Below are 26,642 nucleotides of genomic sequence, written 5' to 3'. Positions count from 1 at the left end.
CTGCCCGCTGCCCGCTGCCCGCTGCGAAGCTCCGCCCAAACGGAGACCCCGGCGACACGCCGCAGAAAACTCCGCACGAACGGAGAACGCGAGGTCACCCTACCCAAAACTCCGGACGAACGGAGAACCCGGCGCCCTCGCCAAAGCTCTGCGTGAGCGGAGAACGCGACGACGCGCGCCGAAAACTCCGCGTGAGCGGAGGTTTCGGCGGCGTGTCGCCGCGCGCGTCCTGCGTTACGCCGTGGGGTCGGTGCCGGCGTCGATGATCGGGATGGCCGTGGTGATCGCCTCGAGGCCGCTCAGGCGAGCGGGCGACAGGAGCCTGGTCACGTCCTCGCGGCTCATCAGCTTGGCCTCGACGACGAGGTCGGCCACGTTGCCTCCGGTGAGCAGCGCCGTCTTGGCGAGCGCGGCAGCGGCCGCGTATCCGATGTGCGGCATGAGCGCCGTGATCACACCGACGGACGAACCGACCATCGCTCCGAGGCGCTCCTCGTTCGCGGTGATGCCGTCCACGCAGTTCACGCGCAGCGTGTGGAAGGCCTGCGTCATCCAGGTGATCGACTGCAGCAGCGAGTGCGCGATGACGGGCTCGAACGCGTTCAGCTGGAGCTGACCACCCTCGGCGGCCATCGTCACCGTCACGTCGGCGCCTGCCACCGAGAACGCCACCTGGTTGACGACCTCCGGGATGACCGGGTTGACCTTGCCGGGCATGATGCTCGACCCGGCCTGGCGCGGCGGGAGGTTGATCTCGCCGAGGCCGGCCTGCGGGCCGCTCGACAGCAGGCGCAGGTCGTTGCAGATCTTCGAGAGTTTAATGGCGCTGCGCTTCAGCGAACCGGAGAACGACATGAACGCGCCTGCGTCGCTCGTCGACTCGATGAGGTCGGGCGCCGTCTCCAGGTTGAGGCCGGTGATCACGTTGAGGTGGCGCACGGCCGCTGCCGCGTATCCGGGGTCTGCAGTGATCCCTGTACCGATGGCCGTCGCGCCGAGGTTGATCTCCGCGAGGAGCCACTTCGTCTCCGTGAGGCGGGCGTGGTCCTCCGTGAGCGTGGTCGCGAAGCCGTGGAACTCCTGCCCGAGCGTCATCGGGACCGCATCCTGCAGCTGGGTGCGGCCGACCTTGAGCACGTGCCGGAACTCCTCGCCCTTCCGCGCGAACGAGTCGCGCAGCTGAGCGAGCTGGTCGAGCAGGTGCCCGAGAGCGAAGGTGAGGGCGATCTTGATGGCCGTCGGGTACGTGTCGTTGGTGCTCTGGCTGCGGTTGACGTCGTCGATCGGGCTGATGTACTGGTACTCGCCCTTGCCGTGGCCGTCGAGTTCGAGCGCGACGTTCGCGATGACCTCGTTGGCGTTCATATTCGTGGACGTGCCCGCGCCGCCCTGCATGACGCCGACCACGAACTGGTCGTGGAATTTGCCGTCGATGATGAGCTGGCAGGCCTGGTCGATCAGAGCGGCCTTGTGTTTGTCCAGCACGCCGATCTCGAGGTTCGCGCGCGCCGCCGCCTGCTTCACGCTGGCGAGCGCCACGATCAGATCCGGGTAGACCGAGATGGGGCGCTTGGCGATCTGGAAGTTCTCCAGCGCGCGGGACGTGTGCACGCCCCAGTACGCGTCCGCCGGGATCTCCCGGCTGCCGAGCGAGTCGGATTCGGTGCGGACGGGGCCGCCTTCCGCGGTCGGGGTGGGAACGTCCGAGACGTTCTGCGACGCGTCGATCACGGGAATCGGGTGGGTCTTCGGCTCGTCCATCATTGCTGTCGGGGTATTCACGCTTGGCTCCGTTGCCTATCGTTTTGGGTTGGCATTCTGATGTCGGTCGTTCGTGGCCACCGACGATACGAGCCTACCCCGTGCATCCCGCGCGGTCGGGGGCTAAGCGGTTCAGCCGAGCTTGCGGAGCAGCCTGCGGGCGAACCGGTCCTTCGCCTCGGTGAACGGCGGGTAGATCAGCCGCATCGTGTCCGGTTTCAGCGATTTCGTCAGTACCGCCTTCTCGTGGCTGAACGTGCGCAGCGAGTGCTCGCCGTGATACGCGCCCATGCCACTGGCGCCGACCCCGCCGAACGGCAGCCCCGCGACCGCCAGGTGCGCGGCCGGGACGCCGAAGCCGACGGCGCCAGAACTCGTCTCCGTCAGGAAGCGCCTGCGCACCCTCTTGTCCTCGCTGAACACGTAGAGCGCGAGCGGCTTGTCGCCCGACCTGATGTACCGGATGGCGTCGTCCAGCCCGTCGACCGTGACGATCGGCAGGATCGGGCCGAAAATCTCCTCCCGCATCACCGGGGCGTCGCGTGGCACGTCGATGAGCACGGTCGGCGCCAGGTAGCGGGATGCGGCGTCGTGGGTTCCCCCGGTGACGGTCGCGCCCGCATCCAGGAGCGTCGTCAGCCGCTGGAGCTGGCGGTCGTCGACGATCCGGCCGTAGTCGGGGCTGGTCGACGGGTCTGCGCCGTAGAGGTCGCTCACGGCGGCGGCCAGTGCGGTCGCGAGGCGGGCGGCGACGCTCGGGGTCGCCAGCACGTAGTCGGGGGCGACGCAGGTCTGGCCGGCGTTCATGAACTTGCCCCAGGCGATGCGCTGGGCCGCAGCATCCAGGTCGGTGGTGTCGTCGACGTAGACCGGCGACTTGCCGCCGAGCTCCAGCGTGACAGGCGTGAGATGCTCGACGGCGGCCGCGGCGACGATGCGCCCGACCCGGCCGTTGCCGGTGAAGAAGATGTGGTCCCAGCGCTGGGCGAGCAGCCCGGTGGTCTCCTCGACGCCGCCCTCGACCACGGCGACGGCCCGGGTGTCGAGGTACTCCGGGACCAGTCTCGCCATCGCGGAGGAGGTCGCAGGGGCCAGCTCGCTCGGCTTCAGCAGCACGGCGTTGCCCGCCGCGAGAGCGCCGACGACGGGAGCGAGCAGCAGTTGCACGGGATAGTTCCACGGGGCGATCACCAGCACCACCCCGACGGGCTCACGGACGATGGATGCGCCGGCCGGCAGCAGAGCGCCGGGAACCCCGACCCGCTTCGGCCGCAGCCAGCGGCGCAGATGCCTGGTCATGTGGTCGATCTCGCCCACCACGAACCCCAGCTCGGCGATCTGCGACTCCGTCGGGTTCTTGCCGAGGTCGGACAGCAGGGCGTCCTCGAATTCGGCCGAACGCTCGGTGAGCATCCTGCGCAGTGCACGCAACTGGGCGAGCCGCCACGAGAGGGGCTTCGTGATGCCGCGATCGAAGGAGGCGCGGAGGTCGTCGGCGGTCTGCGCAGGTGTCATGCGGCCATCCTACGGATGCGCGGCCGGACGGTACTCCAGATAGAAGATGGCGTGCCCGAGCCGTTCGCCCCTCTGCTCGAACTTGGTGACGGGGCGGTCCTCCGGACGCGGGATGAACAGGCTCTCTCCTGCGGTGTTCACCAGGCCGGGCTCCGCATCCAGCACGGCGATCATGTGCTCGGCGTACGGCTCCCAGTCGGTGGCGAGCCGGAGCACGCCGGCCGGGACGAGCGCACGGACGATGAGCTTCGCCACATCCGGCTGCACGATGCGCCTGCGGTGGTGGCGGACTTTCGGCCACGGGTCGGGGAAGTAGATCATCACCTCGGCGATGCTGTGCTCGGCAAGGCCGTGCTCGAACACCTCGACGGCGTCGTGCCGCACCACCCGGATGTTCTCGATGCCGCGCACGCGCATCTCGCCGAGCACGCGGCCGACGCCCGCTCCGTGCACCTCGACGCCGAGGAAGTCGGTGTCCGGATGCCGCTCGGCGAGCGTCAGCAGGTTCTCGCCGTTGCCGAAGCCGATCTCGACCGCGCGCGGCGCCCGGCGGCCGAACGCCGCATCCAGGTCGAGGAGCTGCCCGTCGAACTCGACGCCGTACACCGGCCAGAGCTCGTCGATGGCGCGGGTCTGCGCCTCGGTCTTCCGCCCTCGCGTCACGAAACTGCGGGTGCGGGTGCTCTGCTGCTGCTTCTCGTCGTCCACGTTCTCCATTGTCCCAAACCTGGGGACCGCAAAAGTCCGGGGCTGGAGCTGCCGGGGTTGGAGCGCGCGCTAGAGCCAGGCGAGCGGGAGGAACGCGAGGCCGACGCCGACGCCGATCACCGCGAGCAGCGCCACGAACACGGCGCCGGCGAGCATGATCGAGTTGAGGACGATGCCCCAGACGGCGAACGCCTTCGCCTGCGGTTCGCGGCCGAGCGCCAGGATGCCGACCACGAGGCCGGCGATGGGGGCGACGAACGTCCAGCTGAAGACGATCGACGCGAGCCCGAGCACGAAGCTCGTGATGCTGAGCGTCCTGGCAGGAGCCTGGTATGCGACGTTGGTCATGGGTGCTGGTTCTCCTCGATCGATGGTGTGCATCCAGTCAATCGGTGGGCGCGCATCCACACCATCCGGTTATCCCCCGATTCCGCTCAGGGGTCACCCTGAGTGGAATCGGGGGCTGATCTTCGCTAGTGCGGGAGCACGGCCTCGATCGGACCCCTGGCGAAGTAGACCAGGAAGCCGGCTGCGACGATCCAGAGCAGCGGGCTGATCTCGCGCGCCTTCCCGGAGAGCGACCGGACGAGCACCCAGCTGATGAAGCCGACGCCGATGCCGTTGGCGATCGAGTACGTCAGCGGCATCACGATGATCGTGAGGAAGACCGGGAGGACGCTCGAGAACTCCGAGAAGTCGATGTGCCTGATCTGCACGACCATCAGCGCACCGACGATCACCAGGGCGGCAGCGGCGACCTCCAGCGGGACCACCTGGGTCAGCGGGGTGAAGAACATCGCGAGCAGGAACAGCGCGCCGGTGATGACGCTGGCGAAGCCGGTCTTCGCCCCCTCGCCGATGCCGGATGCCGACTCGACGAACACCGTGTTCGACGATGCGGAGGTGCCACCGCCGACGATGGCGCCGACGCCCTCCACGATGAGCGCGGGCTGCAGGCGCGGGAAGGTGCCGTCCTCCTTGGCGAGACCGGCACTGCGGGCGAGGCCGGTCATCGACCCCATCGCGTCGAAGAAGTTGGTGAAGACGAGGGTGAAGATGAGCATGATCGCGGCGAGGGCGCCGATGCGGCCGAACGCGCCGACCACGTCGAACTGGCCGACGAGGCTGAGGTCGGGAAGTGCGACGAGCGAGGTCGGCAGCTGCGGGACGGTGAGGTTCCAGCCTGCCGGGTTCTTGCCGAGCGACGGCCCGACGTGGAAGATCGCCTCGGCGACGATCGCGACGACGGTGGCAGCGACGATCCCGATCAGCAGGGCACCCTTGACCTTGCGGGCCATCAGCACGGCCATGATCACCAGCGCGACGAGGAACACGACGGTCGGCACGGTGGCGATCGACCCGGCCTCACCCAGCTGCACGGGAGGCGACGACATGTTGGTGCTGCGCACGAAACCGCTGTCGACGAAGCCGATGAACGCGATGAACAGGCCGATGCCGACCGTGATCGCCGTCTTCAGCTGCGGAGGGACGGCGTTGAAGATCAGGCGGCGTAGACCGGTGGCCGCGAGGATCACGATGATGACGCCGTTGATGACGACGAGCCCCATCGCCTCCTGCCAGGTGAGGATCTTCACGACGTTGACCGCGAGGAACGAGTTGATCCCGAGCCCGGCGGCGAACGCGAACGGCAGCCGGGCGACCAGCCCGAACAGCACGGTCATCACACCGGCGCTCAGAGCGGTGACCGCCGCGAGCTGCGTCCCCTGCAGCGAGTGGCCTGCCACATCCTCCGTCCCGCCGAGGATCAGCGGGTTGAGGATGACGATGTACGCCATCGTCACGAAGGTCAGGACGCCGCCGCGCAGCTCAGTGGCCCAGTTGGACCCGCGGGCGCTGATCTCGAAGAACCGGTCGAGCCTGCCGCGGAACGTCGGCGCGGTTTCGGTGTTCGTAGGCGATGCGGACAAGGTCGTCTCCCGTAGTATCTCCGAGGGCTTTCATGCGCGAACGCGCGCCAATAAGCCTAGACGCCCGCAACGCCCCGATACGACGCGAAGGATGCGCCATGCCCCTGCCCTGGAAGCTACACGGTGACGGAAAAGACGTCGCGGCCTCGGCCGTCGTCCTCCCGGGAGAGCGGCTCACCTGGCCGCGCACGATCGGTCTGGGCGCCCAGCACGTCGTCGCGATGTTCGGTGCGACGTTCCTCGTGCCGGTGCTCACGCACTTCCCGCCGAGCACCACGCTGCTCTTCTCCGGCATCGGCACCATCCTGTTCCTGCTGATCACCGGCAACCGGCTGCCCAGCTACCTGGGCTCGTCGTTCGCCTTCATCGCGCCGATCACGGCGGCGACGGCCAGCAACGGGATGGGCGGGGCCCTGTTCGGCATCGTCGCCGTCGGCATCCTGCTGGCCATCGTGGGCGGGATCGTGATCCTGACCGGCACCGGCTGGATCGACGCCCTGATGCCCCCGGTGGTGGCCGGCGCGATCGTGGCGCTGATCGGGTTCAACCTGGCTCCCGCCGCCCGGGACAACTTCGTGAAGGCGCCGTGGACGGCCATCGTCACGCTGCTCGCCGTGCTGCTTTGCACCGTGCTGTTCAAGGGCCTGCTCGGCCGCCTGTCGATCTTCATCGGCGTGGTGGTCGGCTACATCTTCGCCGTGATCGTCGGCGAGGTCGACTTCACCGCCGTCGCGAAGGCGGACTGGCTGGGCTTCCCGACGTTCGCGTTCCCGGCGAATCCGTTCGAGAACCCCGGTGCGACGTTCGGCATCCTCCCCGCGTTCCTGCCGGTCGTCCTGGTGCTCGTGGCGGAGAACGTCGGCCACATCCGCGGCGTCGCCCAGCTGACCGACCCGTCCGTGAACAAGCTCACCGGTCGCGCCCTGTTCGCCGACGGCCTGGCGACGACCGTCGCCGGCTTCTTCGGCGGCTCGGGAACGACCACATACGGCGAGAACATCGGCGTTATGGCCGCGACCCGCGTCTACTCGACCGCCGCATACTGGGTGGCGGGCTTCGTGGCCGTGCTGCTCGGCCTCTCCCCCAAGATCGGCGCTGTCATCAACACGATCCCGGCCGGTGTGCTCGGCGGCGTGACCACCGCCCTCTACGGCCTCATCGGCATCATCGGTGTGAAGATCTGGCTCGACAACAAGGTCGACTTCTCGAAGCCGGTCAACCAGTTCACCGCCGCCACGGCCCTCATCGTCGGCATCGCGGACTTCACGCTCAACCTCGGCCAGCTCACCTTCAACGGCATCGCGCTCGGCACCATCGCGGCGATCGTGGTCTACCACCTGATGCGCACGGTGGCCCGCCTGCGCGGCACCGACTGACGCGGTTTGACGGGCGAGAACCTCCTCATCGACGGAGCCTACTCGTCGGTGTGACGCGGCCATCCCTGCGATGTCCCGCACCCTGGGGCATGATGAGCGTGTGCACAGGACGAGGAGGCCCATTGCCGTCGCGGGAGCGCTCGGCGCGCTCGTCCTCGCGGCCGCTACCCTCTCCGGGTGCGCGCCGATCGTGCGTTCCTGCCCGAGCTGGGCGGATTTCTCCGACCCCGACGCCGCATACCGGCAGGCCGACGTGGTCGTCGTCGGACACGTCGCGGGACGGGACGGCACCATCGGGACCGCTCTCGGCGACGTGCGCGCCTACCGGTTCGAGGTCGACGATGCGGTCAAAGGCGGCGAATCCGGAACCGTGGTGCGGATCGGTTCACGCGCCGACCCGTGCGACGGCGGCGACGGGTACACCAGCGGCGACGCGCTCGCGAGCGCTGCCGACCGCGTCATCGTGTACGCGATGAACGACACCGGCGGACTCGTCACCCTCACCCCGAGCCAAGGCGTGACGGCACTCCCCGAAGGCGCTCCTCTTCCCTTCGACCACTGATCCCTCTTGCGCATCCGTGCGCGCATCATCCGCGACATTGGATGTGCGCGCACAGACCGCGCCCGCCGCTGCGCCCGCCGCACGACGACCTGCACTCTGTATCCCAGGCCGGAACCCACAAGACCTTCTTGAGGAGTTCCATGAGATCTTTCACGGCCACAGCGATCGGAGTCGCCGCAGCGGCGGCCACTGCTCTCGCCCTGCTCGAGTCACCGGCGTCGACGGCGGCGGAGCATCCCGAGCTGTACGACCCGTATGCGCCCGTCCAGCCGATCGCGGCGCTCGACTGGGAGGAGCGGCCGAGCATCGCCCGCCGGGGGCAGTTCTCCCCGGTCGCCGTCGACGTCGAACGCCTGGAACTCGTGCACGCCGGAATGGACCTGCCCAGCATGCGCCAGAGCGACGGCACGCCCGTCGTCGGCCTCCCCTACTACTTCTTCGGCAAGGACCCGCACACCGGTCGCTACCTCCCCGAGTACGTCGCCCTCTGCATCGACATCTTCCACATGAGCTTCCACATCGAGAAGGATTCCGACTACTACGACCTCACCCGGCTCGTCCCGGCCGACACCGCGAGGGAGATCATCGACACGGTCAACGCCGGCGTCCAGCTCGCCTCCGAGGTCGGGCTCGACATCCGGGTCGACGGTTCGGTCCCCCTCACGGTCACCACCGACGAGGCCGGGGAGTATCTGCTGGCGGCGCAGCGCAAGGCGTGGTACCTGTTCGCCAAGAACTCGCTGACGCATCCGCTGCCGCACATGCGGCTGGACGACCTCCGCGTCACCCGCCCGGCGAACGGCGACGAGTCGGCCCCGCAGCCGTATGATCTGTCCGAAGCGACGGCCGACGTCGAGGACACCGTGCGACGCTACCGCTCGACGCCGTCGTCCGCCGAGCAGACGCACATGATCGACACCCGCCTGGTGCTGTCGGACGCGGACGCGCTCGACGGGTTCGAGGTGCTGTTCGACGACGAGCACTCCACCCCGGATGCGCGGGACTACGTCGACGTACGCATCCACCGCGACGGCGACATCACGATCACCGAGCGCAAACCACTCGACGACGACCTGACGCTCGCGTTCACGAAGGAGTACCCGCACGGTCTCGGCGGCGGCGACTACCCGTACTCGGCGGTGCAGGCCACCCTCAACGACCAGACGAAAGGCCTCATCTCCAACCACGACGAAGCGGCGTTCTCACTCAGCCTGAGCCGGACCTCCCCCACCGTCGAGACGCCGGACGAGCCGGAGGACCCGCCGCGCCCGCCGGGTGCGGTCGACGACGAGTACGACGAGGAGGACGGGGACGACGAGGGTGTGGAGGAGCCGGACGTGGAGGACCCGGGGGTGGATGAGCCGGGGGTGGAGCATCCGGGACGCGAGCAGGGTGCGTCCGCTCACGCGGCCAACGCCGACGCCGCGACCACCGGCGTGACCGGTCTTCCGGACCCGCAGGGGCTGGCCGCCACGGGCTCCCGCGTCGCCGACGCCGCCGTGGTCGGGATGGCGGGCGGCGGTGCTGCGGTGCTCGGGGTGCTCGCCCTCACCATCGCTGCCGTGCGGCGCCGCGGGTCCGCCGGGTCAGCGCCGGCCGCCTCAGCGAGCCGGTCCACCATCGACTGACCCAGCACCCGACCCTGCGCCGGTCGGCGGACGCGAACTCACCCTTCGCGCCGCCGCCCGGCGCGGTATGCACGCGGCGACACCCCGAACCGGCCGGCGAACAGGCGGCTGAAGTGGGCGGGGTCGGCGAGTCCGTGGGCCAGGGCGATGTCGGCGATCGTGCGGTGGGCGCAGCCGTCGTCGGCGAGATCGAGGCGGCAGGCGTCGAGGCGGCGGTTTCGGATCCGGGCGCTCACCGATGCGCCCGTGGGGGCGAACAGGGCGTGCAAGGTGCGGACAGAGACGAAGGTGGCCGCGGCGACCATCGCGGGGTTCAGACGGGTGCATCCGAGGTTCGTGTCGATGTATGCGCGGGCGGCGGTCAGCGCATCCACGGCCTCGGGCGGGTCGGCGAACAGGGCTGCAGCGAGCATCCTGGCCGCACCGCGGACGAGCTGCTGGGGTGCGGGGGCTGTCAGGTCGCCGAGGTCGGCGACGTGCTCGGCGAAGTGTTTCGCGAACGGGAGCACGATCGGGAGGAGCGCACTGTCCGGCGCCCGCAGCACGCCGCCGCGGGCGGACGCGACGGCGTCGTCGAGGCCGGGCACGGTGCGGGCTGGGAGCAGCAGGGCCAGGGCGTCCGAGTCGACGCCGAGCCGGGCTCGGCCCAACGCCGTACGAGAGAGCGAGACGATGTCGCCGCGGCCGACCACTACCGGCCGGGTGTCCTGCGGCAGGTCGGTCCTGCCGCTCAGCTGGACCAGCACGGCCAGCTCGCCCGCGTGGGGAGCCGTCGCCTCGACCGCATCGCCCTCGCGAAGGCGCAGCACGCGCACATCCGTCGACGCGACGCGATGGTGCATCCACCCATTGTGACATACAGAATGTCACGCGCGGCCACTCGCGCGAGGCGCCCTTACTGGTGGAAGAACGGAATGATCAAATACAGCCCATACAGCACCGCGGCCCCGCACCCCACGAAGCAGGCGTACGCGCCGGTCAGCGCCCAGCGCTTCTGCGCGTCCGACAGGGGATTCTTCTTGCGGGCCTTCGCGGCCTTCTTGAGGGCGCGCGCCGCCTCCTCCGGAGAGATGACGGTGATCGCGTCGGTGAACTCGACCGGCTCGACGAAGAGGGCCCGGCCGGCGACGGCGAGGAGGCGGGTGCCGAGTGCGTACAGGCTGACGACGACGCACGCGCCGACGATGGATGCTGCGAAGACGATCAGGAAGGCGACCCAGTCGATCATGCTGATTCCTTCTCCTTGCCGCGCGGCTTCTTGAGCGGCTTGACCTTCTTGATCTTGACGGCGCGACCGGATGCTGCGACCTCGCTGACACCCTGGACCGGGGCGGGGGCGACCGCGTTCTCACTGTCGACCTTGTTGCGGTTGGACAGCCAGAAGATGAGCACGATCACGATCACAGCGGCGATCGCGTCGACCGCGAGGCCGATCGGGCCGAGGCCCACGAGCCAGGCCGAGACGGCCCCGACGATGCCGGCGGCCGGGAGGGTGAGCAGCCAGCCGAGGGCGATCCTGCCCGCCGTGCCCCAACGCACGGACGCCCCGCGGCGACCGAGGCCGGATCCGATCACCGAACCGGATGCGACCTGCGTAGTGGAGAGGGCGAAGCCGAGGTGGCTGGAGGCCAGGATGGTCGCCGCCGTGCTCGTCTCCGCCGCGAAGCCCTGCGCCGGCTTGACCTCGGTGAGGCCGCGGCCGAGCGTGCGGATGATGCGCCAGCCGCCCGAGTACGTGCCGATGGCGATGGCGAGCGCACAGGAGATGACGACCCAGAGCTCCGGCCCGGAGCCCGCTGCCTGCGCACCGGAGGCGATGAGCGTGAGGGTGATGACGCCCATCGTCTTCTGCGCGTCGTTCGTTCCGTGCGACAGCGCCACCAGGGAGGAGGAGAAGATCTGTCCGTAGCGGAAGCCGCCGCGACCATCCGGGCGGCCGTCGTAGCGGCGGGTGATCCAGTACGCGAGCTTCGTGGCGCAGTACGCCACCACGCCGGCCGTGACCGGGGCGATCACCGCGGGCAGGATGACCTTGTCGAGCACGACCACGAAGTCGACGGAGCCGAGGCCGGCACCGACCAGGGCTGCGCCGATCAGGCCGCCGAACAGGGCGTGGCTGGACGACGACGGCAGGCCGAGCAGCCAGGTCACCATGTTCCAGATGATGGCGCCGACCAGACCGGCGAAGATCAGCTCCGGCGTGATCTGCACGCCACCGTCGCCTTCCCGGATGATGCCGCCCGAGATGGTCTTCGCCACCTCGGTCGACAGGAACGCGCCGACGAGGTTCAGGACGGCAGCGAGAGCGACCGCGACCTTCGGGCGCATCGCACCGGTGGCGATGGGGGTGGCCATGGCGTTCGCTGTGTCATGGAAGCCATTGGTGAAGTCGAAGAACAGGGCCAGCGCGATGACCAGCACGACGATGAGGGTGAGATCCACCGGTTTCTTTCTCGTCTCGGGACACAGTCCGCCCCGCGGAAGTTCATCGGGGATTCATGCAAGTGACCTGGCGCTGTTAGGCAGCCACGAAGATACTCACACGGCTGGCGGGCGAGGTCAACTTCACCGGGAGCTGACCGGACGGGGACCGAGGACGAGATCGACCAGGCGCTCCGCGAATCCGGGGTCGGAGGGCGCTCCGGCCAGGGCGCGGAAGATCAGTGCGCCGATGACGGTCTCGCTCACGTCGTCGATCGGGAGGTCGGCGCGCAGCTCTCCCGACGCGCGCGCATCCCGCAGCCTGGTGGCGAACAGGCGGGGGTCTGCGAGGGATTCGCGCAGCCTGCTCCCGACGTCGGCGTTGGCCGTCGCCGCGGCGATGAGCGACCGGAACAGGGCCTCCCCCGTCGCGCTCTCAAGCACGGTCAGCACCTCGATGAGCCAGGAGGTGAGGTCGTCCCGGAGGTCGCCGGTGTCGGCCAGGACGAAGCGCTCCGGCAGCAGCATCCCTTCGAGCAGGCACTCCGCGATCAGTTCGCTCTTGCCGGACCACCAGCGGTAGACGGTCTGCTTGCCGACGCCGGCGCGCGCGGCGATGCCCTCGATGCTCAGGTGGTCGTAGCCGCGTTCGGCGAACAGCGCTGCCGTGGCGTCGAGGATGGCGAGCCGAGCCGCTTCGCTGCGGGGAGCCCCTCGTCGTCCTTCCGGCATGGCTCACAGCTTACCTGCATATTTCGAGACGGACCGTTGCGTATTATCGACGCGGACGCCACGAAAGGGATGCGACATGGCCGAACTGCTCTACCGCCTCGGGAAGTTCTCCGCACGACGCGCCGGGCGGGTGATCGTGGCCTGGATCATCGTGCTCGGCATCGCCGTCGGCGGGTTCCTGATCGGTTTCAAGGGGCTCGCGACGAGCTTCGACGTGCCGGGCACCGCATCCGGGGCGGTCGTGGACGAGCTGATGAAGAAGCTCCCGGACTTCGCGGGCGCCTCGGGGACCGTGGTGTTCCAGAGCAAGGACGGCTCCGCCCTCACCGACGCGCAGCGCAAGGACATCAGCGCCCTCGTCGCCGACGCGGACGGCCTTCCGGACGTGTCCGGCGTCAACGACCCGTTCAGCACCGAGAAGGAACGGGCGGACCGCCAGGCGCAGGTCGCAGACGGCACCACGCAGCTGGATGCGGCGGCGGCACAGCTCGACGCCGGGCAGCAGCAACTGGATGCGGCGAAGCAGCAGCTCCAGGCCGCCGGCCTGCCGACCACGCAGCTCGACGCGCAGCAGCAGACCATCGACGCCAACCGCGCCACCGTCGAGGCGAAGCAGAAGGAGCTCTCGCAGGGCGCCGAGCTGCTGAAACTGTCCGACGGCATCCGGGTGGTGTCGAAGGACGGCGCGACGGCGCTGGTCAACGTGTCGTTCACGAAGCCCCGCCTCGAACTGTCCGAGGACTCCAAGCAGGCCGTCATCAAGCACTTCGAGGCGAAGCCGATCGACGGCGTCACGGTCTCGTTCTCCACCGATATCGCCCAGGGCGTCCCGCAGATCGTGGGCGTCGGAGAGGCGGTCGGCGTCGTCTTCGCCGCGATCGTGCTGGTGGTGGTGCTCGGCTCGCTGGTCGCGGCGGCGCTCCCCCTCGTGACCGCCCTGTTCGGCGTCGCCGTCGCGGCGCTCGGGTCGCTCGCGTTCTCCGGGATCGTGGACATGGCGTCCGTCACGCCCGTGCTCGCCATCATGCTCGGCCTCGCCGTCGGCATCGACTACTCGCTGTTCATCGTGAAGCGGCACAGACGGCAACTGCTGGAGGGGGCGGAGCCGCACGAATCGGTGGGCCTCGCGAACGGCACCTCCGGCAACGCCGTGGTGTTCGCCGGCACGACCGTCGTGGTCGCCCTGCTCGCGCTGAACGTCACCGGCGTCCCGTTCCTCGGCCTGATGGGCACGGTCGGCGCCGTCGCGGTCGTGCTCGCCGTCCTCATCGCGATCACGCTGACGCCCGCCGTCCTCGGCCTCCTCGGCACCCGGCTGCTCTCCAAGCGCGCCAGGACGAAGGTGGGGACGGTGCACCACGACGACAGCACCGTGAAGCCGATGGCGACCTGGCGTGCCGTCGTCACGGTGATCGCTACCGCCGCCGCCCTGCTGGTGGTGGCCATCCCGGCCCTGTCGATGCGGGTCGGCCTGCCGGACGGCTCCTCGGAGCCCGTCGGATCGACCACGTACAACGCGTTCGAGCAGACCGCCGACGCGTTCGGGGACGGCGCCACCGGCCCGCTGCTCGTCACCGCGAACGTCCCGGCCGGGCTCGCGGACGACAAGGTCACCGCGACCCAGCTCGACGTCGCCCGCACCCTCGCCGACCAGAAGGACGTGGTCGCCGTCGCGCCGATCGCGGTCTCCGACGACCACCGGCTGATGGCGTTCCAGGTGATCCCCACCGAGGGCCCGAACAGCGTCTCCACCGAGAAACTCGTCGGCGCCCTCCGCTCGCTCGGCACCCTCGACGGCGACGTCACCCTCGGCGTCTCCGGCCAGACCGCGATCAACCTCGACATCTCGCAGAATCTCGCCGACGTGCTTCCGCTCTACCTGGTGGTCGTGGTCGGTCTGTCCCTGCTGATCATGATCCTGGTGTTCCGTTCGCTGCTGGTGCCGCTCATCGCGACGGGAGGCTTCATCCTGTCGCTGTTCGCGACATACGGAGCCATCACCGCCCTGTTCCAGTGGGGCTGGGGAGCGGACGCCCTGGGCATCCACACCGGCCCCATCCTGAGCTTCCTCCCGGTGATCCTGGTCGGCATCCTGTTCGGCCTGGCGATGGACTACCAGCTGTTCCTGGCGTCCGGGATGCGCGAGGCGTACGTGCACGGAGCCTCCGCCCGCCTGGCCGTCACGAAGGGCCTCCGGGCCGGACGCACCGTGGTGATCGCTGCGGCCCTCATCATGATCTCGGTCTTCGGCGGCTTCGTCTTCAGCGAGTCGACGATGATTCGCTCGATCGGCTTCGGCCTCGCCTTCGGCGTGCTCGTCGACGCCTTCGTGGTCCGGATGCTTCTGATGCCCGCCCTGATGCACCTGCTCGGCCGCTCGGCCTGGTGGCTGCCGCGATGGCTCGACAAGGCGCTGCCGAACGTGGACGTGGAAGGGGCGGCGCTGGAGCGGCGGCACCACGTGGAGTAGCCAACACATGTGATGCGTTACTCGTGATAATGTGACATTCCACGTTTCGTGCGTGGGATGAGGTTTCACGGGGAGTGGTGATGGGGATTGCCTTCGATGACGCTGCCGCGACGGCGTTGACCGGGGTGTTGCGGGTCGCGTCCGACGAGTTGCGGACGCAGGGCGTGCTGCGGCGGGGAGCGGTCGAGCACGCGGTCGACGGGTTCGCCGGCGGATACGCGGACCTGTTCACGGTGGCCGCGTCGATCGAGTCCGAGGACCGGGGCCGGTTGTCGGGGATCCTGCACGACCTCGCCGACACGGTCTGGACGGCGCAGCGGAAAGCGGAGGAAGAACGCGACCGGCAGGCGGCTTTGGCCGCGTGGCGGCTGCGGGAAAAGGAGCGGGAGCGACGCCGCGCCACGGACGACTTCTTCGGCGGGGTCGGGGCGAACATGGACGCGGTCTTCGACCCGCAACCCTCCGACACCCCTGTCCTGCCGCCGACGGTGTCGGCCGCGTTCGCTGCGCACGACCGGCACCGTGCATCCGGTGGCGGGCTGGCGGGAACGTCGTCGGCGGACCCGGACCGGTTGCGGGTGTTCGTCAGCCAGGCCGGGGCGAGCAACATCCGGATGGGCGATGAGTTGCAGCGGGTGCAGAACGCCTGGACGAGGTTCACCAGCGCCTGTTCGTGGGTGCCGGTGGGGTCGACGAGTTTCCTCGGCGGGTCTCAGCGTCTGCTGGAGGAGAACCGGGAAGACGTCACCTGGATCGACCGGGTCGCGACCGCGTTCGACGCCGCCGGCGGCGCCCGGCTCTCGAATACCGCCCTCGACCTGGCCGTCGCCGCCACGGACGCGACGGTGAGCGACCGGCGGCTGCTGGCGGCGCTGGGCACCCTCAGCGGGGACGATCTTGCCGCGCTGCTGACCGCCTCCCCCGGGCTGCGGAAACAGCTGGAGCGTATGGACCCGGCCGTGGTCCACGCGTGGTGGCAGACCATGAACCCGGATGCGGGCGACCGGTACTCGGCACAGCAAGAGCTGCTGCTGACCACACTGCCGGTGGTGTTCGGGAACCTCGAAGGGATCCCTAACGGCGCCCGCGACCACGCCAACCAGATCGCGTTGACCGCGGCGATCAGCGATATCGATGCGCGCATCGAAGCGTTACGGAGACAGGTCGACGGGGCCAGCCCGACCCTGCGGATGGACCTTGCGAAGATGGCGCAACTGGAACAGTCCCTCACCGAGATGGAATCCCAACGGAACGCGCTGCGGAACATTCGTGACGCGTTGACACGATCGCCAAAAGGTGCGACCCGCTTCCTGATCTCGCTGACTGAGGATCAGCCGCCGTTGGCCGCGATCTCGATCGGTGACCTGGACACCGCGACGAGCGTCACTTACGCGATTCCGGGGATGGGGACGACGACGAACGACATGACCGGGTGGACCCAAGCTGCACAAAACCTGCACGACCTGCTCCCCGAGGGGAGCGCGGTGGTGTCGTGGATCGGCTACCAGCCCCCGCCCGTCCCGTCGGTCGTGAACCTGGACTTCGGGGTCCTGGACGTCAATCACGCCGTCGCCGGCGGTCACCGTCTCGCCACCGCGCTCACCGGGCTGGCTGCCGTCCGCGGGGACACCATGCCCCCACTGCACGTGGTCGCCCACTCCTACGGCACCACCACCGCCGCCGTCGCCCTCACCCAGCCCGGCATCCACGTGAACACGTTCATCACCCTCGGCTCCGCAGGCCTCCCCGACAACATCCACACCACCACAGACCTGAACGCCGACACCGTCTACGCCGGGCAAGCCCGCAACGTCTTCCCGTGGGAACCCGAACCAGGAGACCAATGGGCCTGGACCGGCCGCACCGGCAGCCGCGACCACCACCTCAACCCTGTGACCCCCGACTTCGGCGCCCACCCCTTCGGCGTCGACACCGGCAGCCCCGCCGGCCGCCCCGTCACCGACCACAGCCCCCTCAAGGGCAAGGGCGACGACGCCGGATACCTCGACGAAGGCACCGAATCCATTGACAACGTCGCGCTCGCCATCAAGGGGGAGACCACGAATATCACGCCATACAAACCGCTCGGGCCGACCGACTACCAACGCTCCCTCATCGACGGATCAACGATTGCCCACTAGCACCACCACACACCGCCACAGAGTCCTCGCAGCCATCGCCCTCGCCGGGGTGGTCTGTGTCACGAGCTCGGCGTGCGCGGGAAAGGACGAACCGAGAATGCCCGCACGAGAAGGACGCGACATCGTCGTCAACTTCGTCTTCGACACCATCGAACAACTCGACGTCACCGGCTGGGTCGCATACCCCGCCGCTGCGTACGCGCAAGAATGCAAGCTACCCGGCGGTGAAATGGGCGCCGCATACAGCCACGCCCGGTGGGCGCCAGCAGGGACCGACCCGATCGATGACGCCCGACGCATTTCCGACTACTGGGAATCGCTCGGCATGTACGTTTACACCGTCAACGCCGACACTACTCCGCGCGTGTATGGCCGTGGCGGCCCCGTGCTCCGCGCCAGTTTCGACACCGACGCAGCCAAGCACTCCTACCGGATCGGCGCGATCATGCCCTGCGGGCCAGGCGACGCCATCACGCTGAACGGCGAAGACATCGCCAAACAGGAGCAGGGAGTAATCCTGCCCGGCGACGACGAAGGCGAGTCCAATGAAACCCGCTACTGGATGACGACGCCAACCCCGCAACCCAGCGACCAGTAGACGTTCGCGCGCATGCGAAGCACGCAAACACGGCCCTTCCGCGCAGCGGTCACGACCATCGCCCTCGCCGCTCTCGTGACGACCACGAGCTCCGCGTGCACGGGAAAGGACGAACCGAGAATGCCCGCACGAGAAGGACGAGACATCGTCGTCAACTTCGTCTTCGACACCATCGAGCACCTCGACGTCACCAGCTGGGTGCCTTAACCCGCCGTCGCGTACGCGCAAGAGTGCAAACTACCCGGCGGCAAAATGGGCGCCGCATACAGCCACGCCCGGTGGGCGCCAGCAGGGACCGACCCGATCGATGACGCCCGACGCGTCTCCGACTACTGGGAATCGCTCGGCATGTTCGTCTACACCGTCAACGCCGACACCACCCCCACCGTGTTCGCCGAAGGAGGCCCCGTCCTTCGCGCGAGCTTCGACACCGACGCAGCCAAGCACTCCTATCGGATCGGTGCGATCATGCCCTGCGGGCCAGGCGATGACGTCGCGCTGAACGAGGAAGACGACGCTGAGCGCGACCAGGGCAAAGTCCTTCCCGGTGATCGCGAAGGCGGTGGAATCGAAACCCGCTACTGGATGACCACACCAACCCCGCACCCCACCGACCGCTGAACGCCGCCCCTCCCGCTTACAGCCGCCCCACGCCCGTCACCGACACCACCGCGACGCCCGCCTCCGCGGACGCGGGCAGCAGCACCTCGGCGCTGATCCCCCAGTCGTGGTCGCCGGCCGGGTCGGCGAAGATCTGGCGCACCTTCCAGATGCCGTCTGTCGCCGCTGCCGTTTCGTCGACGATGATCATGGCGGCCGAGCGTGCTGCTGCGTCCGTGCCGATCTCGTCGTGGTCGGCGTAGTAGGCCTCCAGGGCCTCGTCCCAGTCGAGTTCGGTGAAGGTCGGGGTGGCGAGTCCGGCGAGGGCTGCGGCCTCCACCTCGACCGCGCCGAGGTCCTGGACCTTGTCGAGGGCCGCCAGCTGCACGCGGCGGAATAGTTCGTTGCGCACCAGCACGAAGAACGCGCGCCGGTTCGTGGTCACGTTCCGCGGCGCAGGAGGCGCCAGCTCTCCCGCGGATGCCGCGTGCGCAGCAGCATCCGGATGGATGAGCTCCTCCCACTCGTCCAACAGGCTCGAGTCGACCTGCCTGACCAGTTCGCCCAGCCACTCGATCAGGTCGCGGAGGTCGTCGGTGCGGAGGTCGGCCGGCACCGTCTGGCCGAGGGCCCGGTATGCGTCGGACAGGTAGCGGAGCACCACGCCCTCCGAGCGGGCGAGCTTGTAGAGGGCGATGTACTCGCCGAACGTCATCGCGCGCTCGTAGAGGTCGCGCACCACCGATTTCGGGCTGAGCTCGAAGTCGGCCACCCACGGCTGGCTGGCCGCATAGGTGGAGAACGCGGCGGCCAGCAGTTCGGCGTGAGGCTGGGGATGCGTGACCTGCTCCAGCGCCTCCATCCGGTCGTCGTACTCCACACCGTCGGCCTTCATGGCCGCCACCGCTTCTCCGCGCGCCTGGAACTGCTGCGCGGAGAGCACCGGCCGTGGGTCGTCGAGGGTCGCCTCCACCACCGAGACGATGTCGAGGGCGTACTCGGGGGCCTCTGGATCGAAGAGCTCGAACGCGGCGAGCGCGAACGGGGACAGCGGCTGGTTGAGGGCGAAGTTCGGCTGCAGGTCGACGGTCAGCTGGATGCGGCCGTCCACGTTCTCGACGACGCCCGCCGTGAGCAGCGAGCGGTAGAGGCCGAGGGCGCGCCTGGCGAGGGCGAGTTGCCGTTTCCACGGCTCGTGGTTGTCGAACACCAGCGCGCGGACGTGCTCGAACACGTCGCCGCCGCGGGCGATCACGTTGATGAGCATGGCGCTCGTGATCTGCATCGACGAGGTCAGCGTCTCCGGCTCGGCCTCGATCAGCTTCCTGAACGACGGCTCTCCCCAGGAGACGAAGCCGTCCGGCGCCTTCTTGCGCACGATCTTGCGGCGCTTCTTGGGGTCGTCGCCCGCCTTCTCGATGGCTTTCAGGTTCTCCGTCTCGTGCTCGGGCGCCTGGGCCACGACCGTCCCCGCCGTGTCGAAACCCGCCCGGCCGGCGCGTCCGGCGATCTGGTGGAACTCGCGGGCGTTCAGCTGGCGCATCCTGGTGCCGTCGAACTTGGTGAGTGCCGTCAGCAGCACCGTCCGGATGGGGACGTTGATGCCGACGCCGAGGGTGTCGGTTCCGCAGATGACGCGGAGCATCCCGCGCTGGGCGAGCTGCTCGACCAGCCTGCGGTACTTGGGCAGCATCCCTGCGTGGTGCACGCCGATGCCCTGGCGCAGCAGCCGGGAGAGCGTCTTGCCGAAGGACGTGGTGAAGCGGAACTCGCCGATCAGCTCGGCGATGGCATCCCGTTGCTCCCTGCTGGCGATGCGCGCGCTCGACAGGGCCTGCGCGCGTTCGAGGGCGGCGAGCTGGGAGAAGTGGACGATGTAGATGGGCGCCTGGCCGGTGCTGAGCAGGTCTTCGACCGTCTCGTGCACCGGGGTGAGCTCGTAGTAGTAGTGCAGGGGCACCGGGCGCTCGACGCCGGTGACCGTCGCGGTCTCCCGTCCTGTGCGGGCGCTGAGGTCGTCGGCGAGCGCCGTCACGTCGCCGAGGGTCGCGGACATGAGCACGAACTGCGTGCGCGGGAGGGTGAGCAGCGGCACCTGCCACGCCCAGCCGCGGTCGGGGTCGGAGTAGAAGTGGAACTCGTCCATGACGACCTGACCGACCGGGGTGTCCGCTCCGTGCCGGAGGGCGAGGTTCGCGAGGATCTCCGCCGTGCAGCAGATGATCGGAGCATCGGCGTTGACGGCCGAGTCCCCGGTCATCATGCCGACGTTCTCCGCCCCGAAGGTCTCCACCAGCGAGAAGAACTTCTCCGACACGAGCGCCTTGATCGGTGCGGTGTAGAAGCTGCGCTCTCCGCGGGCCAGCGCGGCGAAGTGCGCCGCGACGGCGACGAGGGACTTGCCCGTTCCTGTCGGTGTGCTCAGGATGAGGTTCGCGCCGGCGACGATCTCGATCACCGACTCGTCCTGTGCCGGGTACAGGCTGATGCCGCCCTCCTCCACCCAGTCCACGAACGTGTCGTAGATGGCGTCGTCGTCCAGGGTGGCTGGACCGGTGTAGCCGGGGATCGTCCCGACGCGGAGCTGACTGCGTTCTGACATCGTGCGTCAAGCCTCCCACGCCCGGATGCGGCGCGGGCGCAGCACTCGACTCGGTCCCAGCTTGCGGCCATACTCTCGGCGCATGGTGTCGTTCTGGCGCTCGGCGTCGACCGGGGTGGCGAGTGTGCTCGCCGGTGTGGGGGCCGGGGAGCTGGTCAGCGCGTTCCTGGTGCAGAACGGCAGCCCGGTGCTCGTGGTCGGCGCCCTGGTGATCGACCTCGTCCCCGCCTGGCTGAAGGAGGGCGTCATCGCCCTGTTCGGCACCGGTGACAAAGCCGTGCTGGTGATCTCGCTCGGCATCGTGCTGCTGGTCGCCGGAGCGCTGGCGGGCTGGCTGGAGCTGCGCAGGCCGCCGCTCGGGCGCATCCTGATCGGACTGGGAGGCGCGTTCGGCGTGCTGGCCGCGCTCACCCGGTCTGGGGCAGGATTCCTGGATGCTGTCCCGTCGGTCGTGACGGCCGGTGTCGGCATCCTCGTGCTCGGGTCGTTGGCCAGGATGCTGCGCGGCACTGTGCCGAGCAGGATCTCGCCGGACGGCGCCGTGACCAGGCGCCGCTTCGTGACCGCCACCGCCACCACGGCAGCCGTGGGTGCGCTGGCCGTGGTCGTCGGGCAGGTCGTGGCGACCGGGTACCGCACGGCAGCGGCGGCGCGCGCGGCGTTCCACCTGCCGAAGCCCGCGGTCGCTGCCCCGCCCATCCCGGCCGGCGCGTCGTTCGACATCGCCGGACTCTCCCCCGTCGTCACCCCCAACGCCGACTTCTACCGCATCGACACCGCCCTGCAGATCCCCGGCATCGACCCGTCCTCCTGGAAACTGCGCATCACCGGCATGGTCGAGAACGAGGTCGAGCTGACTTTCGCCGACCTGCTGAAGCTGCCGCTGGAGGAGTCGACCACCACCCTCACCTGCGTCTCCAACGAGGTCGGAGGCGACCTGATCGGCAACGCCACCTGGCTCGGCTACCCCATCCGGCACCTGCTGGCCCGCGCGAAACCGAAGCCGCAGGCGGACATGGTGCTGTCGAAGAGCCAGGACGGCTGGACGGCGAGCACGCCGATCGAGGCGCTCACCGACGAGCGGAACGCGATCCTGGCGGTCGGGATGAACGGGCAGCCGCTCCCTCTGGAGCACGGCTACCCGGTGCGGATGGTCGTGCCTGGACTCTACGGATACGTGTCGGCCACCAAGTGGGTGGTCGAGCTGAACGTGACCAGGTTCGACGCGGTCACCTCGTACTGGACGGACAGGGGCTGGTCGCAGCGCGGCCCGGTGAAGCTGTCGTCGCGGATCGACGTTCCCGCGTCCGGCCGCCAGGTCGCGGCCGGAACGGTGGCCGTCGCCGGTGTCGCCTGGTCGCAGCACGTCGGCGTGAGTGCCGTGCACGTCCAGATCGACGGCGGCGAGTGGCACGAGGCGACGCTCGCCGACGCGATCTCCGCCGACACCTGGCGGCAGTGGAAGTACGCATGGGCGGCCACGAAGGGCTCGCACACCATCCGGGTGCGGGCGACGGATGCGACGGGCATGGTGCAGACCTCGCGGGTCGCCGATGTGGTGCCCGACGGCGCGACCGGGCTGCACAGCATCCAGGTCACCGTCTCCTGAGCAACCGGCCGACTGAGAGACCGTCCCCTCCGCAAGCGATACTGGGCTCATGGGGATTCCTCCGCTCGTCGCACCAGGACCAGACCTCTCGCCGGACCGCGAGGCACGATACGCCCGCACCGCCCAGCTGCCCGGCTTCGGGATGCTCGCCCAGCGCCGCATCCGGAACTCCCGCGTCCTCGTGGTCGGCGCGGGCGGGCTCGGCGCCGCTGTGCTCCCGTTACTGGCCGCGTCGGGCGTCGGAACCATCGGCATCGTGGACGACGACAGGGTGGAGCGGAGCAACCTGCCGAGGCAGACCGTCCACACCCCGGCCGACGTCGGGCGCGCCAAGGTCGACTCCGCGGCGGACGCCGTGCGCGCTCTGGACGCGGAGACCGAGCTGGTGCTGTTCCGCGAGCGGCTGACCGCGCAGAACGCCGAGCGCATCCTGGACGGGTTCGATCTGGTGCTCGACGGCAGCGACAACTTCCCCACGCGCTATCTGGTGAACGACGCCGCCGTGCTCGCCGGCGTGCCCGTGGTGTGGGGCGCCGTGCACCAGTTCGGCGGCCAGGCGGGCGTCAGCTGGGCGGAGCACGGACCGCACTACCGCGACCTGTTCCCGGTGCCTCCGGAGCCCGGCAGCGTCGCCAGCTGCGCGGAGGCCGGTGCGCTGCCGTCGGTATGCGGGATGATCGGCAGCGTGATGGTCAGCGAGGCGATCAAGCTCGTCACGGGGACGGGGACGCCGCTCATCGGCCGGGTGCTCATCCACGACGCGCTGCGCGGCGATGTGCGCGAGCTGGCGTACGAGCGCGACCCCGCCGCCGCGCCGATCACCGGCCTGATCGACTACGACGCGTTCTGCGGGCTGACCGACGCCGTCGCCCACTCGATCAGCCCGGCCGAGCTGCACGCCAGGCTCCTCGCCGGCGAACCGCACACGCTGCTCGACGTGCGCGAACCGTGGGAGGCGGACATCGCCGAGATCCCCGGCTCTCTGCTGGTTCCGCTGGGCGTCGTGCTGGACGACGCGGAGGGCGTCGCTTCACGGCTGGGCGACGACCCCATCGTGATCGTCTGCCACCACGGCATCCGGGCGGAGACGGCGAGGAAACGGCTGGTGGAGGCGGGAGCATCCGGGATCGTCCTGTCCGGGGGCATCGACGCCTGGGCACGCGACATCGACGCCGACCTGGCGCGATACTGAGACCATGACGCCACCGCGCACGGTCGAGGAGCACGCAGAGACCATCGCCCGGCTGGTCGAGCCGTTGCTCGCCGGGGGAACGACGGAGCGCCTGCCGCTCGCGGAGGCCGCCGGGAGGGTGACGGCCGCCGCCGTGCGCTCCGACGTGGACCTGCCGCTGTTCCGCAACTCGCAGATGGACGGGTACGCCGTCCGCTCCTCCGACATCCGGAACGTCCCCGTCGCGCTCGAGGTCAGCGGCGACATCCCGGCCGGGCACACCGTTCCGGTCATCCTCACGCCGGGGACGGCGCTGCGCATCATGACCGGCGCGCCGGTGCCGAGCGGAGCGGACACGATCGTCCCGGTGGAGGACACCGACCTGGTGCTCGGCCGCGACGACGACCTGAGGGGCGCCGTGGTCACGATCGGCCGGTCCCGCCGCCCGGGCGAGTTCGTGCGCGAGCGGGGAAGCGACCTGCGCAGGGGCGACGTGCTGGTCGAGGCCGGGGTCCGACTCGCCGCGCGCCACCTGGCCGCGCTGGCGGCTGCGGGGGTGGAGGCCGTCGAGGTGCGCCAGCTGCTGCGCGTCGGCATCCTCACGACCGGCGCCGAGCTCGTGAGTGCCGAAAAGGGCAGCGCCGAAAGGGGCACGGACGGGACGCCCGCCGGGTTCGGCCAGGTGTTCGATGCCAACGGCATCGCGCTCGCCGCGCTGGTGGAGGAGTCCGGCGCCGTCGTCTCGGTGCGCACGGCGACGAGCGACGACCACGACGAGTTCGAGCGGGCGCTGATGGATGCGGTGGGGGCGAGCGACCTCGTCGTCACCTCCGGCGGCATCTCGAAGGGCGCGTACGAGGTGGTGCGGGAGGTGCTGCAGCCGCACGGAGCCGAGGTGGTGACGGTCGCGATGCAGCCGGGCGGCCCGCAGGCCACGGCGGTCGTCGCGGGTGTGCCCGTGCTGTCGTTCCCCGGCAACCCGGTGAGCACGCAGGTGTCGTTCACGGTGTTCCTGCGCGACCTGCTGCGTGCCTCCGCCGGGCTCGCCGCCGCGGGCGTGGAGACCGCGCAGCTCGCCGCCGAGCTGCGGTCGGTGGTGGGGAAACGGCAGTTCCTGCGTGGCAGGCGGCTGCCGGACGGCACGGTCGAGCAGGTGGCAGGTCCGAGCTCGCACCTGGTGGCCGCGATGGCCAGGGCGGACGTGCTGATCGACGTGCCGGCGGAGACGGAAACGCTCGCGGCGGGCGACGACGTGACAGTGTGGACACTATGAGCGGGGATGCTGTGGGAACGGGTGCTGCGGAGTCCGGTGCAGCGGGGTCTGCTGCAGCGGGGTCTGGTGCTGGGTCGCAGGCACGGCTGAGCCACCTCGACGGCGACGGGCGCGCCAGGATGGTCGACGTCGGCGGCAAGCCGGAGACCGATCGGGAGGCCGTGGCGCGCGGGCGCGTCGTCACCCGGTCGGACGTGGTGCGGCTGGTCCGCGCCGACGACCTCCCCAAGGCCGACGTGCTCGCCACGGCTCGGCTCGCCGGGATCGGCGGGGCGAAACGCACCTCGGAACTGATTCCGCTCTGCCATCCGCTCCCGCTGTCCGCGGTGGACATCGAGTTCTCGCTCGACGCGGAGGCCGGGGTCATCGACATCCAGGCGACGACCCGCACGCACGGACGCACCGGAGTAGAGATGGAGGCCCTGACGGCGGTGGCGGTGGCCGGCCTCACCCTGCACGACATGATCAAGGCGGTCGATCCCGCTGCGACGCTGACCGATGTTCAGCTGCTGTCCAAGAGCGGCGGGAAGCGCGGCGAGTGGCGGAGGGAGGACGCGGAGGCGGAGCAGTCAGCGGGCGCACCGGCCCACGCCAGCAGCGACACCGCGACCGCACCCACCGCATCCACCGCCATCGTCATCGTCTCCTCCACTCGCGCCGCCGCCGGGGAGGCCGACGACACCACCGGCCCGGTGATCGCCGCGTGGCTGGCCGAGCGTCGCCTTCCCGCCGAGGTGCGCGTGGTCGCGGACGTCGACATCGCCCCGGCCATCCGGGATGCACTGTCCGCCCGCCCCGCCGTCCTCCTGACCACCGGGGGCACCGGCGTCTCCCCCACCGACCGCACGCCGGAGGCGACCGCTGCCGTGCTCGACAGGACCCTGCCCGGCGTCGCGGAGGCCCTGCGCGCCCGCGGCGCTGCGCACACGCCGCTCGCCGCCCTGAGCAGGGGCGTCGCCGGAGTCGCGGGAGGCACGGTCGTGGTGAACCTGCCCGGTTCGCGCGGCGGCGTGTCCGACGGCCTCGCTGTGCTCGACGACCTGCTCCCCCACCTGCTCGACCAACTGCGCGGAGGCGATCACACCCGATGAGCGACGTCTACGCCTCGATCAGCGCCGACCCTCTCGACGGCACGGCGGTCGACGAGTTCGTCTGGCGGGCCGAGTCCGGCGCCGTCGTCTCCTTCCAGGGCATCGTGCGCGACCACGACGGCGGGCGCAGCGTCGTCTCGCTCGACTACCGGGCGCATCCGGAGGCCGAGCGGTTCCTCCGCGAGTGCTGCGAGGAGATCGCGGCGCAGACGGGACTCAGGGTCGCCGCGGAGCACAGGGTCGGCTCGCTGACCATCGGAGACCCGGCGCTCATCGCCGCCGTCGCAGCACCGCACCGGGCGGAGGCGTTCGAGGCCTGCGCCGCTCTCGTCGAGCTGATCAAGGCGCGCGTGCCGATCTGGAAGCGCCAGCACTTCGCCGACGGCGTCTCCGAATGGGTGGGACTCTAGCCGTAGATCCGCGTGCACTGACGCAGATGCGGCGCTATCGTGTGTT

23 protein-coding genes are annotated in these 26,642 nt (G+C 69.7%); 13 read left to right on the top strand and 10 right to left on the bottom strand.

What is annotated here, in order from left to right; all coding sequences use genetic code 11:
- Window positions 1-234 precede the first annotated feature (234 nt).
- The 5 genes from ACN6M5_RS01320 to ACN6M5_RS01300 all read right to left on the bottom strand — a co-directional run bounded on the left by ACN6M5_RS01320 (window position 235) and on the right by ACN6M5_RS01300 (window position 5,912).
- The gene (locus ACN6M5_RS01320) at window positions 235-1,761 is read right to left on the bottom strand and encodes an aspartate ammonia-lyase (RefSeq protein ID WP_434952282.1); all 1,527 of its coding nucleotides are present in this window, start codon (window positions 1,759-1,761) and stop codon (window positions 235-237) included.
- Window positions 1,762-1,893: 132 nt separating this feature from the next.
- Window positions 1,894-3,276, bottom strand: coding sequence for an aldehyde dehydrogenase family protein (locus ACN6M5_RS01315; RefSeq protein WP_434948244.1), 1,383 nt, complete (start codon window positions 3,274-3,276; stop codon window positions 1,894-1,896).
- A 9-nt stretch (window positions 3,277-3,285) separates the two neighbouring features.
- A complete protein-coding gene (trmB, locus tag ACN6M5_RS01310; protein WP_434948243.1) occupies window positions 3,286-3,984 on the bottom strand; it encodes a tRNA (guanosine(46)-N7)-methyltransferase TrmB in 699 nt (232 codons plus the stop codon).
- Between the two features lie 69 nt (window positions 3,985-4,053).
- On the bottom strand, window positions 4,054-4,332 hold the full coding sequence (locus ACN6M5_RS01305) for a hypothetical protein (protein WP_168689121.1): 279 nt from the start codon (window positions 4,330-4,332) through the stop codon (window positions 4,054-4,056).
- Window positions 4,333-4,457: 125 nt separating this feature from the next.
- Window positions 4,458-5,912 carry an NCS2 family permease gene (locus tag ACN6M5_RS01300; RefSeq protein WP_434948242.1) on the bottom strand — a complete coding sequence of 485 codons (1,455 nt, stop codon included), beginning with the start codon at window positions 5,910-5,912 and terminating at the stop codon, window positions 4,458-4,460.
- A gap of 98 nt (window positions 5,913-6,010) precedes the next feature.
- On the opposite strand from ACN6M5_RS01300, the gene ACN6M5_RS01295 reads away from it, so the two are divergent.
- The 3 genes from ACN6M5_RS01295 to ACN6M5_RS01285 all read left to right on the top strand — a co-directional run bounded on the left by ACN6M5_RS01295 (window position 6,011) and on the right by ACN6M5_RS01285 (window position 9,478).
- Window positions 6,011-7,288: a uracil-xanthine permease family protein gene (locus ACN6M5_RS01295; protein WP_434948241.1), complete on the top strand. Its 1,278-nt coding sequence runs from the start codon at window positions 6,011-6,013 to the stop codon at window positions 7,286-7,288.
- 100 nt (window positions 7,289-7,388) lie between these two features.
- Window positions 7,389-7,850 carry a hypothetical protein gene (locus tag ACN6M5_RS01290; protein ID WP_434948240.1) on the top strand — a complete coding sequence of 154 codons (462 nt, stop codon included), beginning with the start codon at window positions 7,389-7,391 and terminating at the stop codon, window positions 7,848-7,850.
- Between the two features lie 140 nt (window positions 7,851-7,990).
- Window positions 7,991-9,478 carry a hypothetical protein gene (locus ACN6M5_RS01285; protein ID WP_434948239.1) on the top strand — a complete coding sequence of 496 codons (1,488 nt, stop codon included), beginning with the start codon at window positions 7,991-7,993 and terminating at the stop codon, window positions 9,476-9,478.
- A gap of 38 nt (window positions 9,479-9,516) precedes the next feature.
- Here ACN6M5_RS01285 and ACN6M5_RS01280 read toward each other — a convergent pair whose 3' ends face one another.
- The 4 genes from ACN6M5_RS01280 to ACN6M5_RS01265 form a co-directional block, all read right to left on the bottom strand.
- Window positions 9,517-10,320 carry a helix-turn-helix domain-containing protein gene (locus ACN6M5_RS01280; protein ID WP_434948238.1) on the bottom strand — a complete coding sequence of 268 codons (804 nt, stop codon included), beginning with the start codon at window positions 10,318-10,320 and terminating at the stop codon, window positions 9,517-9,519.
- Between the two features lie 53 nt (window positions 10,321-10,373).
- Complete coding sequence (locus ACN6M5_RS01275; RefSeq protein ID WP_434948237.1) at window positions 10,374-10,706, bottom strand: peptidase; 333 nt, start codon at window positions 10,704-10,706, stop codon at window positions 10,374-10,376.
- A complete protein-coding gene (locus ACN6M5_RS01270; protein WP_085369284.1) occupies window positions 10,703-11,920 on the bottom strand; it encodes an inorganic phosphate transporter in 1,218 nt (405 codons plus the stop codon). The genes ACN6M5_RS01275 and ACN6M5_RS01270 overlap by 4 nt, the downstream gene beginning before the upstream one ends.
- Before the next feature lie 123 nt (window positions 11,921-12,043).
- Window positions 12,044-12,631 (bottom strand): TetR/AcrR family transcriptional regulator, encoded by a 588-nt coding sequence (locus ACN6M5_RS01265; protein ID WP_434948236.1) that lies wholly within the window; start codon window positions 12,629-12,631, stop codon window positions 12,044-12,046.
- A gap of 76 nt (window positions 12,632-12,707) precedes the next feature.
- On the opposite strand from ACN6M5_RS01265, the gene ACN6M5_RS01260 reads away from it, so the two are divergent.
- The 5 genes from ACN6M5_RS01260 to ACN6M5_RS01240 all read left to right on the top strand — a co-directional run bounded on the left by ACN6M5_RS01260 (window position 12,708) and on the right by ACN6M5_RS01240 (window position 18,461).
- Complete coding sequence (locus ACN6M5_RS01260) at window positions 12,708-15,101, top strand: MMPL family transporter (protein WP_434948235.1); 2,394 nt, start codon at window positions 12,708-12,710, stop codon at window positions 15,099-15,101.
- 80 nt (window positions 15,102-15,181) lie between these two features.
- Window positions 15,182-17,242, top strand: coding sequence for an alpha/beta hydrolase (locus tag ACN6M5_RS01255; protein ID WP_434948234.1), 2,061 nt, complete (start codon window positions 15,182-15,184; stop codon window positions 17,240-17,242).
- Window positions 17,243-17,339: 97 nt separating this feature from the next.
- On the top strand, window positions 17,340-17,840 hold the full coding sequence (locus ACN6M5_RS01250; protein ID WP_434948233.1) for a hypothetical protein: 501 nt from the start codon (window positions 17,340-17,342) through the stop codon (window positions 17,838-17,840).
- A 12-nt stretch (window positions 17,841-17,852) separates the two neighbouring features.
- Entirely contained in the window at window positions 17,853-18,047 is a 195-nt protein-coding gene (locus ACN6M5_RS01245; protein WP_434948232.1) for a hypothetical protein, read from the top strand.
- Between the two features lie 45 nt (window positions 18,048-18,092).
- Window positions 18,093-18,461: a hypothetical protein gene (locus tag ACN6M5_RS01240; protein ID WP_434948231.1), complete on the top strand. Its 369-nt coding sequence runs from the start codon at window positions 18,093-18,095 to the stop codon at window positions 18,459-18,461.
- 16 nt (window positions 18,462-18,477) lie between these two features.
- On the opposite strand, the gene ACN6M5_RS01235 is transcribed toward ACN6M5_RS01240, so the two are convergent.
- Window positions 18,478-21,042, bottom strand: a complete 2,565-nt coding sequence (locus ACN6M5_RS01235; protein ID WP_434948230.1) for a DEAD/DEAH box helicase — start codon at window positions 21,040-21,042, stop codon at window positions 18,478-18,480.
- 82 nt (window positions 21,043-21,124) lie between these two features.
- Between ACN6M5_RS01235 and ACN6M5_RS01230 the strand changes: the two genes are divergently transcribed.
- From ACN6M5_RS01230 to ACN6M5_RS01210, 5 genes are read left to right on the top strand one after another with little or no spacing between them, the layout of a single operon-like run.
- The gene (locus tag ACN6M5_RS01230; RefSeq protein WP_434948229.1) at window positions 21,125-22,651 is read left to right on the top strand and encodes a molybdopterin-dependent oxidoreductase; all 1,527 of its coding nucleotides are present in this window, start codon (window positions 21,125-21,127) and stop codon (window positions 22,649-22,651) included.
- Window positions 22,652-22,700: 49 nt separating this feature from the next.
- Window positions 22,701-23,843, top strand: a complete 1,143-nt coding sequence (locus tag ACN6M5_RS01225) for a ThiF family adenylyltransferase (RefSeq protein ID WP_434948228.1) — start codon at window positions 22,701-22,703, stop codon at window positions 23,841-23,843.
- Window positions 23,844-23,847: 4 nt separating this feature from the next.
- A complete protein-coding gene (locus ACN6M5_RS01220) occupies window positions 23,848-25,095 on the top strand; it encodes a molybdopterin molybdotransferase MoeA (protein ID WP_434948227.1) in 1,248 nt (415 codons plus the stop codon).
- A complete protein-coding gene (moaCB, locus tag ACN6M5_RS01215; protein ID WP_434948226.1) occupies window positions 25,092-26,186 on the top strand; it encodes a bifunctional molybdenum cofactor biosynthesis protein MoaC/MoaB in 1,095 nt (364 codons plus the stop codon). The genes ACN6M5_RS01220 and moaCB overlap by 4 nt, the downstream gene beginning before the upstream one ends.
- Entirely contained in the window at window positions 26,183-26,596 is a 414-nt protein-coding gene (locus ACN6M5_RS01210) for a molybdenum cofactor biosynthesis protein MoaE (RefSeq protein WP_434948225.1), read from the top strand. Before moaCB ends, ACN6M5_RS01210 begins: the two co-directional genes overlap by 4 nt.
- The last annotated feature ends 46 nt before the right edge of the window (window positions 26,597-26,642 follow it).

Source organism: Leifsonia araucanica (assembly GCF_051161895.1).
Taxonomy (GTDB): Bacteria; Actinomycetota; Actinomycetes; order Actinomycetales; family Microbacteriaceae; genus Leifsonia.
Note: the sequence above shows the minus strand (reverse complement) of the source record. Positions and strands in the feature narration are given on the sequence as shown.

Excerpts from the sequence above, each read along its gene's own strand:
- ACN6M5_RS01320 (WP_434952282.1), bottom strand. The coding sequence starts at position 1,761 with ATGGACGAGCCGAAGACCCACCCGATTCCCGTGATCGACGCGTCGCAG.
- ACN6M5_RS01315 (WP_434948244.1), bottom strand. The coding sequence starts at position 3,276 with ATGACACCTGCGCAGACCGCCGACGACCTCCGCGCCTCCTTCGATCGC.
- ACN6M5_RS01305 (WP_168689121.1), bottom strand. The coding sequence starts at position 4,332 with ATGACCAACGTCGCATACCAGGCTCCTGCCAGGACGCTCAGCATCACG.
- ACN6M5_RS01295 (WP_434948241.1), top strand. The coding sequence starts at position 6,011 with ATGCCCCTGCCCTGGAAGCTACACGGTGACGGAAAAGACGTCGCGGCC.
- ACN6M5_RS01285 (WP_434948239.1), top strand. The coding sequence starts at position 7,991 with ATGAGATCTTTCACGGCCACAGCGATCGGAGTCGCCGCAGCGGCGGCC.
- ACN6M5_RS01280 (WP_434948238.1), bottom strand. The coding sequence starts at position 10,320 with ATGCACCATCGCGTCGCGTCGACGGATGTGCGCGTGCTGCGCCTTCGC.
- ACN6M5_RS01275 (WP_434948237.1), bottom strand. The coding sequence starts at position 10,706 with ATGATCGACTGGGTCGCCTTCCTGATCGTCTTCGCAGCATCCATCGTC.
- ACN6M5_RS01265 (WP_434948236.1), bottom strand. The coding sequence starts at position 12,631 with ATGCCGGAAGGACGACGAGGGGCTCCCCGCAGCGAAGCGGCTCGGCTC.
- ACN6M5_RS01260 (WP_434948235.1), top strand. The coding sequence starts at position 12,708 with ATGGCCGAACTGCTCTACCGCCTCGGGAAGTTCTCCGCACGACGCGCC.
- ACN6M5_RS01255 (WP_434948234.1), top strand. The coding sequence starts at position 15,182 with ATGGGGATTGCCTTCGATGACGCTGCCGCGACGGCGTTGACCGGGGTG.
- ACN6M5_RS01250 (WP_434948233.1), top strand. The coding sequence starts at position 17,340 with ATGCCCGCACGAGAAGGACGCGACATCGTCGTCAACTTCGTCTTCGAC.
- ACN6M5_RS01245 (WP_434948232.1), top strand. The coding sequence starts at position 17,853 with ATGCGAAGCACGCAAACACGGCCCTTCCGCGCAGCGGTCACGACCATC.
- ACN6M5_RS01240 (WP_434948231.1), top strand. The coding sequence starts at position 18,093 with ATGGGCGCCGCATACAGCCACGCCCGGTGGGCGCCAGCAGGGACCGAC.
- ACN6M5_RS01235 (WP_434948230.1), bottom strand. The coding sequence starts at position 21,042 with ATGTCAGAACGCAGTCAGCTCCGCGTCGGGACGATCCCCGGCTACACC.
- ACN6M5_RS01230 (WP_434948229.1), top strand. The coding sequence starts at position 21,125 with ATGGTGTCGTTCTGGCGCTCGGCGTCGACCGGGGTGGCGAGTGTGCTC.
- ACN6M5_RS01225 (WP_434948228.1), top strand. The coding sequence starts at position 22,701 with ATGGGGATTCCTCCGCTCGTCGCACCAGGACCAGACCTCTCGCCGGAC.
- ACN6M5_RS01220 (WP_434948227.1), top strand. The coding sequence starts at position 23,848 with ATGACGCCACCGCGCACGGTCGAGGAGCACGCAGAGACCATCGCCCGG.
- moaCB (WP_434948226.1), top strand. The coding sequence starts at position 25,092 with ATGAGCGGGGATGCTGTGGGAACGGGTGCTGCGGAGTCCGGTGCAGCG.
- ACN6M5_RS01210 (WP_434948225.1), top strand. The coding sequence starts at position 26,183 with ATGAGCGACGTCTACGCCTCGATCAGCGCCGACCCTCTCGACGGCACG.